Consider the following 10,527-nt stretch of genomic DNA (forward strand, 5'->3'; position numbering starts at 1 on the left):
GCGCGCAGCGTCCTGCGCGTCATTGCACCTGATTGCGCAGCACCTTCGCGGCGGCGACCATGTTCGTCAGCGCCGGAATCACTTCCGCCCACTGGCGCGTCTTCAGCCCGCAGTCCGGGTTCACCCACAGGCGTTCCGCCGGAATCCGCTCGGCCGCCTTCCTCATCAGGCCGACGATGTGATCCTGCGTCGGGATGTTCGGCGAATGGATGTCGTACACGCCCGGCCCGATCTCGTTCGGATACCTGAAGCTGTCGAATGCGTCGAGCAGTTCCATGTCCGAGCGCGACGTCTCGATCGTGATCACGTCTGCGTCCATGTCGGCGATCGACGCGATGATGTCATTGAACTCCGAATAGCACATGTGCGTGTGGATCTGCGTGTCGTCCTGCACGCCGTTCGCGGTGATGCGGAACGATTCGACCGCCCACTTCAGGTACTCGCCCCATTGCGCGCGGCGCAGCGGCAGCCCTTCACGCAGCGCCGCTTCGTCGATCTGGATCACGCGCACGCCGGCCTTCTCGAGATCGAGCACTTCGTCGCGAATCGCGAGCGCGAGCTGGTAGCACGACACCGAGCGCGGCTGGTCATCGCGCACGAACGACCAGTTCAGGATCGTCACGGGGCCGGTCAGCATGCCCTTCATCGGCTTGTTCGTCAGCGACTGCGCGTACGTGATCCATTCGACCGTCATCGCCTTCGGACGGCTGATGTCGCCGAACAGGATCGGCGGCTTCACGCAGCGCGACCCGTACGACTGCACCCAGCCGAACTGGCTGAATGCGTAGCCGTCGAGCTGCTCGCCGAAGTATTCGACCATGTCGTTGCGCTCGGCTTCGCCATGCACGAGCACGTCGAGTTCGAGCAATTCCTGTTCGCGCACGCTGCGCTCGATCTCGGCCTGCATCGCCGCGCGGTAGCCGGCTTCATCCAGCGCGCCGGCCTTGAACTGGCTGCGCGCGTGGCGGATGTCGGCGGTCTGCGGGAACGAGCCGATCGTCGTCGTGGGGAAGGCCGGCAGGTTCAGGCGAGCCGACTGCTTCGGCGCGCGCTGCGTATAGGGACTCGCGCGGTTGCCGAGCTGCGCGTCGATGCGCGCGAGCGCGGCCTTCACCGCCGGGTTGTTCACGCGCGGCGAACGGCGGCGCGAGTCGATCGCCGCGGCGTTGGCGGCAAGCGCGTCGGCCACCTTGTCGCGGCCTTCATTCAGCGCCATCGCGAGCACCTTTAGTTCGTCGAGCTTCTGCAGCGCGAACGCGAGCCACGAACGGATCTCCGCGTCGAGCTTCTCTTCGCTCGCGAGATCGACCGGCACGTGCAGCAGCGAGCACGACGGCGCGATCCACAGGCGCTCGCCCAGTTGCTTCGCGAGCGGCTCGAGCCAGTCGAGCGTCGCGTTCAGGTCCGTCTTCCAGATGTTGCGGCCGTTGATCGCGCCCACCGACAGCACACGGTCGGCCGGCAGCTCGCGCACGAGTGCGTAGACTTCGTCGCGGGCGTTGATCGCGTCGACATGCAGGCCATCGACCGGCAGCGACGCCGCGAGCGTCAGGTTGTCCCCAAGCGTGCCGAAGTACGTGGCGAGCAGCACCTTGATACGGCGCGTTTCCAGCGCCGCGTACGCGGTGCGCAATGCCTGCCGCCATTCGGCGTCGAGCTCGGTGACGAGGATCGGTTCGTCGATCTGCACCCATTCGACGCCCTGCGCGGTCAGCGTGTCGAGCAGCGCGCCGTACACGGGCAGCAGCTTCGGCAGCAACGCGAGGCGATCCGAATCGTCCTTCGCCTTGCCGAGCCACAGGTACGTGACGGGGCCGAGGATCACCGGCTTCCCGGCGACGCCGAGCGCCCGGGCTTCAGCCAGTTGCTGGAGCAGGCACGACGGATCGAGCGAAAAGTTCGTGTCCGCGTGAAATTCGGGGACGATGTAGTGATAGTTCGTGTCGAACCACTTCGTCATTTCGCCGGCGGAAACGCCGCCGCAGCAAGCGGCATGCGCGTCCGCCGCTTGCGCCGAACGGCCGCGCGCGACGCGGAAATAGTTGTCGAGCACGTCGCCGTGGAAGCCCTGCACGCGCTTCGGCAGGTTGCCGAGCGTAAAGCTCATGTCGAGCACCTGGTCGTAGAACGAGAAATCGCCGATCGGCGCGAGATCGAGGTCGCGCTGGGCGTTCCAATGACGCGCGCGCAGCTCGGCGCCGAGTGCCTTCAGCGCGTCGCGCGACGATTCGCCCTTCCAGTAGCGTTCGAGACCGAACTTGAGTTCGCGCTGCGCGCCGATGCGCGGAAAACCGAGGTTGTGTGTCGTAACCATGAAGCTGCCGTCCAGAGAGAAATTGAAGATCCGGCAGCCATCATAGGGATTTCATCCCATGAAATAAAATGGCATTATTTCATTCATCCATTAAATTTGTTCATGTGTTTGTGGGGTGAGCGATATCCATGCTGGAACGATTCCATCTCGTCGTGATCCGCGAAGTCGAGCGCCAGGGCTCGCTGACCGCCGCCGCCAATGCGCTGCACCTCACGCAATCGGCGCTCAGCCATACCGTCCGGAAAATCGAGCAGCAGCTCGGCACGCCGATCTGGGATCGGGAGGGCCGCGGCCTGCGGCTGACGCAGGGCGGGCAATATCTGCTGAAGCTGGCGAACCGGCTGCTGCCGCAGTTCGAGCTCGCCGAGGAGCGGATGAAGCAGTATGCAAAGGGCGAGCGCGGCACGCTGCGCATCGGGATGGAATGCCATCCGTGCTACCAGTGGCTGCTGAAGGTCGTGTCGCCATACCTGTCGCGCTGGCCGGACGTCGACGTGGACGTGAAGCAGCGCTTCCAGTTCGGCGGCATCGGCGCGCTGTTCGGCCATGACATCGACGTGCTCGTGACGCCCGACCCGCTGAACAAGCCGGGGCTGCGCTTCGATCCCGTGTTCGATTACGAGCAGGTGCTGGTGGTCGCGGATGCGCACCGGTTCGCGAACGCCGACTACGTGACGCCCGAGCAGCTGACCGACGAGGTCCTGATCACCTACCCGGTCGAGACCGACCGGCTCGACATCTACAACCAGTTCCTGACGCCGGCCGGCATCGTGCCGCGGCGCCACAAGTCGATCGAGACGACCGACATCATGCTGCAGATGGTGGCGAGCGGGCGCGGCGTGGCCGCGCTGCCGAGATGGCTTGCCGATGAATACGCGGACCGGATGCCGGTCATACCGGTCAAGCTCGGGAAGAAGGGCATCGCGAAACAGATCTTCCTGGGCATCCGCGAGGCGGATGCGTCGATCGACTATCTGGCCGCATTCGTCGCGCTCGCGCGCGAATCGACGTGGAGCGCGCCGCGCATGCTGCGCTAGGCGCGCCCCGATGCGATGCGCGTCAGGCGGCGCGCATGCCGGTGCGTTCGCCGCGTTCGACCCATGCGCCGAACAGCAGGCCGATCGTCGTCCACATGATCGCCTGCATGCCGATCGCGGCGACGCGGAACTTCCACAGCACCGCGGCCGGGAATTCGGCCGGCACTTCATCGATCGACGGCAGCCCGATCTGCACGGCCGCGATGATCGCGACGAACGCGAGCCCCGCGACGATCGATGCGTTCCACGGGCCGAGTTTCGCCAGCAGATGACGACGCACGCTGACCGAGAACGCCATCGTCGCGACCGAGATCGCGATCATCAGGAAGAACAGGCCCGTGCGATAGCCGATCGTGTCGTGGTCACCAACCGCCGGCGGATTGGCCGGGTATTTGATGCTCGGCACGATCACGAGCGCGACGAACGCCGCCACCGCGAGCCATGCCGCGAGCGGCCGCGCCGGGAGGCGGCTGCCTCGTCCGTATGCAAACGCGAAGACCAGCGAGAACAGCCCGCCGAATGCCGCGCCGTAGGTCACGACGCCCGTCAGCAGGCCGAGGCCGGCCTGCGTGTGGCGGCTGACCAGTTCGGGCTCCGGCGCTTCGCCGTTGGCGGCGTCGACTTTTTCTCCGAAGGAGATCGCCTGATCGACTTGCGGTTCGCCGACGATTCTGGCGAAACCGAACGTGAGGAGGCCCGCGACGATGCCTGCGAGCATCCCGCGCATGAGCAGCTTTCCGACCATCGTGTACTCCGCGTCAGTGGCAGGGAAAGCCGAGCAGATGGCGGCCGTCGTGGACGAACTCGTGCACGTACATGCCCGGGACGAGCGACGTCGCCCCTTGTTCCGCTCCGACGAAATAGAGCGCGAGCAACAGGATCAGGCCGACGAAGATGGCCCACGGCAACAGCTCGCGGACGGGAATGGGCGCCGGCACGACGACCGGCTTCAGCACTGCTTCGCTCATGGATGCACCTCAGGGGAATCGCGCCCCGACAAATGTTGGATGGAATACGAAGGCAGGTCTGGCTTCCGGGATTGAAGATCCGCGGTTACAGTGGCGCGACCGCGCCGGGCTTGCACCGGCTTCCGCCCCTCGTATCGGGCGAATTGTACGCGCGAACGTTCGCGTGTTGAAGGCCCGCGCATCACGGGCGCGGCCGTTCCGAACTTTCCGGCCATCGACATGACCCAACCTGCCTCGCTGCGCCTGGTTGCGCATGCGCCGACCCGCGCGATGCGCATCGGCGCGTTTCCCGCCGACGATCCGCTCGATGCACCCGGGCTCGCCGAGGCTGCCGCGCTGCGCGGGCGATTCGCAGGCGCCCCCGGCGCGATCGTGCTGTGCAGCCCCGCACGGTGCGCGCGGCAGACCGCCGACGCGCTTGGGCTGCGCGCGGACATCGACGACGCGCTGCGCGATGTCGACTACGGCCACTGGCACGGCAAGCGGCTGCATGACCTCGCGCGCGAGGTGCCGGACGAACTCGGCGCGTGGCTCGACGATCCGTCCGCGTCGCCGCACGGCGGTGAATCGTTCGAAGACGTCGCGCGCCGCGTCGGCGCATGGTTGAGCGCACTGCCACGTAACCGCGATATCGTCGCGATCACGCATGCGGCGATCGTGCGGGCGGCCATCGCGCACGTACGCCGGATGGACGCGAAGGCGGCGACCCGCATCGACGTCGCGCCGCTGTCGTGCACGATATTCGCCGCGTCGGGCGATGGCTGGACGTCGATCACGGACGACGTTCGACGCGATGCCGATGCGTAAGCCCGCCTGCTCACTATATGGAGAATGACGGCGCATTTTCTTACATCCCTGTAAGAAAATGGTTCGTCCTCCCGACTGTCATCAAACTGACTGGTAGCGAAAGCTAGGATCGGCTGCGGTTACCTTACGAGATGCCGCCATGAATCAGCCTGCTTCGTCCGCCGCGAATCACTCCGGCTCCACCGAACGTACCCGACAGGTCGGCTATGCCGTCTTTCTGCTGGTACTCGCGGCCGGCGCCGTCTATATCGCCACCCACCTGATCGCCGATCTGTCGCCCGTGCGCGAAGGGTCGCTGTTCCCGTACCTGATGCTCGGCGCCGCGCTGGTGATCGCGCTCGGCTTCGAATTCGTCAACGGTTTCCACGACACCGCGAATGCGGTCGCGACCGTGATCTACACCCACTCGCTGACGCCGAACGTCGCGGTGATCTGGTCCGGCATGTGGAACTTCCTCGGCGTGATGGTTTCCAGCGGGGCCGTCGCCTTCGGCATCCTGCAGCTGCTGCCGGTCGAGCTGATCCTGCAGGTCGGCAGCGGGTCGGGTTTCGCGATGGTGTTCGCGCTGCTGATCGCCGCGATCGTCTGGAACCTGGCGACCTGGTATTTCGGGTTGCCGTCGTCGAGCTCGCATACGCTGATCGGATCGATCATCGGCGTCGGGCTGATGAACCAGTTGATGCACGGGCCGTCGGGCACGAGCGGCGTCGACTGGGGCCAGGCGCTCGGCGTCGGCAAATCGCTGCTGTTGTCGCCGATCGTCGGGTTCCTGTGCGCGTCGCTGCTGCTGCTCGTGCTGAAGGCCGTCGTGCGGATTCCGGAGCTGTACAAGGAGCCGCCGAAGGATCAGCCGCCGCCGTTCTGGATCCGCTGCCTGCTGATCCTCACGTGTACCGGCGTGTCGTTCGCGCACGGGTCGAACGATGGGCAGAAGGGGATGGGCCTCATCATGCTGATCCTGATCGGCACGATGCCGACTGCGTATGCGCTGAACAAGGCGGTCACGACGGCCGAATCGCAAACCTTCGTCGCCGTCGCGAACCAGGCCGCCGCGACCTTCGCGAAATATTCGAATGGCGTCGCGCCGTCCGCGAATCCGCGCGCCGACGTCGAGCACTTCGTGCAGCACCGCGAGATGACGCCTGCCGTGCTGCCGGCCGTGCAGCAACTGTCCACGTCGCTCGCGGCTTCGGTCGGCTCGTCGGGCTCGATGGCGGCCGTGCCGCAGGGCGACGTCGACAACGTGCGCAACACGATGTATCTGGTATCCGAAGCGATTCGCCTGATCGAGAAGGCGGGTCGGCCCGCGTTCGCCGCCGACGACAAGCTCGCGATCGACAACTATCGCAAGCAGCTCGATCACGCGACCAAGTTCATTCCGACCTGGGTGAAAGTGGCCGTTGCGATCGCGCTGGGTCTCGGCACTATGGTCGGCTGGAAGCGGATCGTCGTGACCGTCGGCGAGAAAATCGGCAAGCAGCATCTGACGTACGGACAGGGTGCGTCGGCCGAACTCGTCGCGATGCTGACGATCGGCGCGGCCGACGTGTACGGGCTACCCGTGTCGACGACGCACGTGCTGTCGTCGGGCGTCGCGGGCACGATGGCGGCGAACGGGTCCGGATTGCAGTGGAGCACGGTGCGCAGCCTCGTGCTCGCGTGGGTGCTGACGCTCCCGGCGTCGATCGCACTCGCGGCTGGGCTTTACTGGCTGTTCAGGTCGATCGCCTAAGCGGATGGGCGGCGAGCGGCCGGGGAATTGGTCGCTCGCCGGCGAGAATTTGGTTCGGTTGCTACGTCGGTTCGCCTCTTCGTCTCTTCGTCTCTTCGTCTCTTCGTCTCTTCGTCTCTTCGTCTCGCAGGCCTCGCCGTCCGTGTCGCGCACATTACGCTGAACTTATCCCGGTCAGTCGCGCAACGACGTCGCACTGAATCGCCGTTGCGTCCGACCGCTCGCGCCGCGATCTGCCCCCTCTCTCCCGAATTGAAGCGCAAGATCTGGAGCGCGCCGTCGCATCGGCGACATTAGACTGGGTTCATCGACTTTCATCTGGGACACGGTCGTGCTCGCAACGCTGCCCGACATCGCGTCGCCGACCATCCCGCTGCGACCGCCCGCACAGATTCCGGCGCGCGCGACATGCCTGCACGACTCCGCATCCCCATCGCTGACGAACGAGGTACACCCGTGAACATTGCCGATCTGCAACCCGCCCTCGAATCTGCCGACCTCGTACAACGCGTGAGCGCAGTCGACTGGACCGCCGTCGGTACCGAACTCGATCGCTATGGGTGCGCTCGCGTACCGGGCCTTCTCCGCGCCGACGAATGCACGGCGCTGGCGTCGCTCTATCCGCGCGATGCGCTTTACCGTTCGCGCGTCGTCATGGCGCGGCATGGCTTCGGCCGCGGCGAATATCGGTATTTCGCTTATCCGCTGCCGGCAGTCGTCGACACGTTACGAACCGCGATCTATCCGCATCTCGCGCCGATCGCGAATCGCTGGAACCAAGCGCTCGGGATCGACGTCCGCTACCCGGCCGACCACGCGTCATTCCTCGAGCGCTGCCATGCGGCGGGACAGACCCGACCGACACCGCTGATCCTGCAGTACGGTGCGGACGACTACAACTGCCTCCATCAGGACCTGTATGGCGAGCACGTCTTTCCGCTGCAGGTCGCGATTCTCCTGTCGGCGCCGGGCCGCGATTTCACGGGTGGGGAGTTCGTGCTGACGGAACAGCGGCCGCGGATGCAGTCGCGTGCGGAAGTCGTGCCGCTGACACAAGGCGACGCTGTGATCTTCGCCGTGCACGGCAGGCCCGTACAGGGAACGCGCGGCGTCTATCGCGTCAACCTGCGTCACGGCGTGAGCCGTATCCGGACCGGGCACCGCCATACGGTCGGCATCATCTTTCATGATGCTCAGTAGCGGCAAGCGGACGTGAGAACGGTGGCTTCGGGTGGCAGCGGCAGCGACGGCGACGGCGACGGCGGTGGCGCAGGTGCCGGGTGCCGGGTGGCGACGGGTGGTGGGCGGCGGGTGGCGGGTGGCGCATCAGGCCCGAGGTCGTGCGTGCGCGGCATGGGTAGCTGAGCATCGCCGGCAACACGGCAGCGTGTTCACGAAATGCATGCGCGAAGCTTCATCGCGCCCGTGACGCACCGAACCGTCAGGCGAGCTGAGCAACCGAGCGCGACCATATGCACCCGTCGCGATTCACGCCCGACCGGCCGTTCAACCTATCCTCGCGCGGCACTCGCCCGAAGTCGGTCGCCCGCATCGGACGCGAGCCGCGCATAGCCCGGCAACGTCAGCAGCGCGAGCACGCCCGCGGCAACGAACGCCCAGCGAAAATCGTCGAGCACGTAGTGAATCCCGGCCGCATCGCCGCGCATCAGCGCGGCGAGCCGCAATGCCAGCGCGCCGAATGCGATCCCCATTCCGATCGTCATCTGCTGCGCGGCGCTCCACAGCGTGCTCGCAGCGCTCGTCTGGTGCGGCGGAACATCGGCATAGGCGAGGGTCGCGAGCGTCGTGAACTGCATCGAGCGCGTCAGCCCGTAGACGAATACGACCAGCAGCGTGATCGCAAGCGGCGTCGACGCGGTCAGCCAGCCGCATGCGATCGTGAAGAAGCCGACGATCATCACGTCGACGAGCGCGACGCGGCGGAACCCGAAACGATCGAGGATCCACGACGTGCCCGCCTTCATGCCCAGATTGCCGAGCGCGCTCGCGAGCAACAGCAAACCGGACTGGAACGGCGACAGCCCGAAACCAATCTGAAACAGCAATGGCAGCAGATACGGCACCGCATTGATCGCAATCCGCGTGACCGATCCGGTGAGCACCGTGACCGAGAAGGTCGGCACCTTCAGCGTCGTGAAGTCGAGCAGCGGGTACGCGCAACGCCGCGCGTGCAGCCACGCGGCGACGCCGAACAACACGCTGGCCCCGACCAGCACCGCCGCACGCGTGAACTGCGCATCCTGCTGACCGGCCGTTTCGGTACCCAGCAGCAGACAGGTCAGCGCACCGCCCGCCAGCACGAACCCGACCCAATCAAGCGGCCGCTGTTCGTCCGCGCGCGTGTTCCGGACGATCAAGCACGTGCAGACCAGCGCGGCGAGGCCAAGCGGCACGTTCAACAGGAAGATCCATCGCCAGGACGCATAGGTCGTGATGAAACCGCCGATCGGCGGCCCGACGACCGGCGCAACGATACCCGGCCACGTGATAGTCGCGATCGCGCGCATCAGCCGTGCTTTCTCGGTGCTGCGCACGACGATCATCCGCCCGACCGGCACCATCATCGCCCCGCCGACGCCCTGCAGCACGCGTGCGGCCGTAAACGTCACCACGCCGTTGGACAGCCCGCACAGAATCGATGCCCCGGTAAAAATCACGATCGCGCTGCCGAACACCGTGCGGGAACCGTATCGGTCCGCGATCCACCCGCTGATCGGGATGAACACCGCAAGCGCGAGCATGTAGGCCGTCATCCCGAGACTCAGCGCATTCGGCCCGACGCCAAAGGAATGCGCCATCTGCGGCAGCGCGGTCGCGATCACGGTCGTGTCGAGATACTCCATGAAGAAGGTCGCGGCGACGAGATACGGCAAGAAGTCGGTCGTCCGACCACTCTGAGCAGAGCTGGAAGTCATGAACGATGCAGTTGCGGAAGGCGGAATACACCGGCAACCACGCGCGGAAGCCGGACGAGTGGCGATATTACCCTGAAGTGTCCGCACTCCGCGCTACGGACACTTGGCGTGAAACCACTTTATGCGCATAGATTCGACATGGCTCCGCAGGCGGCCACCCATGCCACCGACGTCAATAAAGCGCGTATTCGAGCCAATATTGGAGAAGATCGGCGATGTTACTCGCCCATCAGGCCATCCTGGCGAATTCTATAGTGCTCGCCTCGACACCCATCATTCCAGTCAGCGCGCCCGTGGTCGTCGGTTGTCCCTTGATAGACCACGGCGCCATCCGACACCCGGATCACGGAAAACTTCATATTGGCGAACGGGCCCACATCGCCGTCTGCATCCTGGAATTTTGCGTGAAATGGCGCATGGACGCAGTCAGCGTGAGACTGTGCAGCCCATCCCAGCAGGGCGAAGCAATACAAAAGCGGAACGAGCTTTTTCATTTGGATTGCCTGGGATGTTCGTCTGTGACGGTGAAGCAAGGAAGTGTGATGTGGCCGATCTAGCTGCCCCACCGGCCCTACGGATGCGGCATGCGCGAGGATTCTGCACGGCCAGCTCCCCTGCCCGCCGGCGCCAAGGCCCCACCTCGCTGCCATCGCTCTTTCCGCCGCGCCAATGCAAAAACCCCCGCCTTTCGGGCGGGGGTTCTTGGCTTAGGGAGCCTGACGATTACCTACTT

General features: G+C 65.5%; 9 protein-coding genes and 1 riboswitch. Of the genes, 4 read left to right on the forward strand and 5 right to left on the reverse strand.

From position 1 onward, the window contains the following. Window positions 1-19: 19 nt before the first annotated feature. Window positions 20-2,314 carry a 5-methyltetrahydropteroyltriglutamate--homocysteine S-methyltransferase gene (metE, locus tag ABIC50_RS18055; RefSeq protein ID WP_354165879.1) on the reverse strand — a complete coding sequence of 765 codons (2,295 nt, stop codon included), beginning with the start codon at window positions 2,312-2,314 and terminating at the stop codon, window positions 20-22. A 128-nt stretch (window positions 2,315-2,442) separates the two neighbouring features. Between metE and ABIC50_RS18060 the strand changes: the two genes are divergently transcribed. Then, complete coding sequence (locus tag ABIC50_RS18060; protein WP_354165881.1) at window positions 2,443-3,351, forward strand: LysR family transcriptional regulator; 909 nt, start codon at window positions 2,443-2,445, stop codon at window positions 3,349-3,351. A gap of 22 nt (window positions 3,352-3,373) precedes the next feature. Here ABIC50_RS18060 and ABIC50_RS18065 read toward each other — a convergent pair whose 3' ends face one another. Together ABIC50_RS18065 and ABIC50_RS18070 are read right to left on the reverse strand one after the other, a co-directional pair. After that, the gene (locus ABIC50_RS18065; protein ID WP_354165882.1) at window positions 3,374-4,096 is read right to left on the reverse strand and encodes a CbtA family protein; all 723 of its coding nucleotides are present in this window, start codon (window positions 4,094-4,096) and stop codon (window positions 3,374-3,376) included. 13 nt (window positions 4,097-4,109) lie between these two features. Then, on the reverse strand, window positions 4,110-4,319 hold the full coding sequence (locus ABIC50_RS18070) for a CbtB domain-containing protein (RefSeq protein WP_006752367.1): 210 nt from the start codon (window positions 4,317-4,319) through the stop codon (window positions 4,110-4,112). Window positions 4,320-4,353: 34 nt separating this feature from the next. After that, window positions 4,354-4,495: riboswitch (cobalamin riboswitch) on the reverse strand. A gap of 43 nt (window positions 4,496-4,538) precedes the next feature. On the opposite strand from ABIC50_RS18070, the gene ABIC50_RS18075 reads away from it, so the two are divergent. The 3 genes from ABIC50_RS18075 (at window position 4,539) to ABIC50_RS18085 (ending at window position 8,058) form a co-directional block, all read left to right on the forward strand. Beyond that, the gene (locus ABIC50_RS18075) at window positions 4,539-5,126 is read left to right on the forward strand and encodes a histidine phosphatase family protein (RefSeq protein ID WP_354165884.1); all 588 of its coding nucleotides are present in this window, start codon (window positions 4,539-4,541) and stop codon (window positions 5,124-5,126) included. 139 nt (window positions 5,127-5,265) lie between these two features. Beyond that, window positions 5,266-6,858 (forward strand): inorganic phosphate transporter, encoded by a 1,593-nt coding sequence (locus tag ABIC50_RS18080; RefSeq protein WP_212120910.1) that lies wholly within the window; start codon window positions 5,266-5,268, stop codon window positions 6,856-6,858. 456 nt (window positions 6,859-7,314) lie between these two features. Next, the gene (locus tag ABIC50_RS18085; protein WP_342611519.1) at window positions 7,315-8,058 is read left to right on the forward strand and encodes a 2OG-Fe(II) oxygenase; all 744 of its coding nucleotides are present in this window, start codon (window positions 7,315-7,317) and stop codon (window positions 8,056-8,058) included. Between the two features lie 311 nt (window positions 8,059-8,369). On the opposite strand, the gene ABIC50_RS18090 is transcribed toward ABIC50_RS18085, so the two are convergent. Both ABIC50_RS18090 and ABIC50_RS18095 read right to left on the reverse strand, forming a co-directional pair. After that, a complete protein-coding gene (locus ABIC50_RS18090) occupies window positions 8,370-9,794 on the reverse strand; it encodes a DHA2 family efflux MFS transporter permease subunit (protein ID WP_354165886.1) in 1,425 nt (474 codons plus the stop codon). 218 nt (window positions 9,795-10,012) lie between these two features. Further along, window positions 10,013-10,288: an early set domain-containing protein gene (locus ABIC50_RS18095; protein WP_354165889.1), complete on the reverse strand. Its 276-nt coding sequence runs from the start codon at window positions 10,286-10,288 to the stop codon at window positions 10,013-10,015. Between the last annotated feature and the right edge of the window lie 239 nt (window positions 10,289-10,527).

The organism is Burkholderia sp. 567 (assembly GCF_040545115.1).
Lineage (GTDB): Bacteria > Pseudomonadota > Gammaproteobacteria > Burkholderiales > Burkholderiaceae > Burkholderia > Burkholderia ambifaria.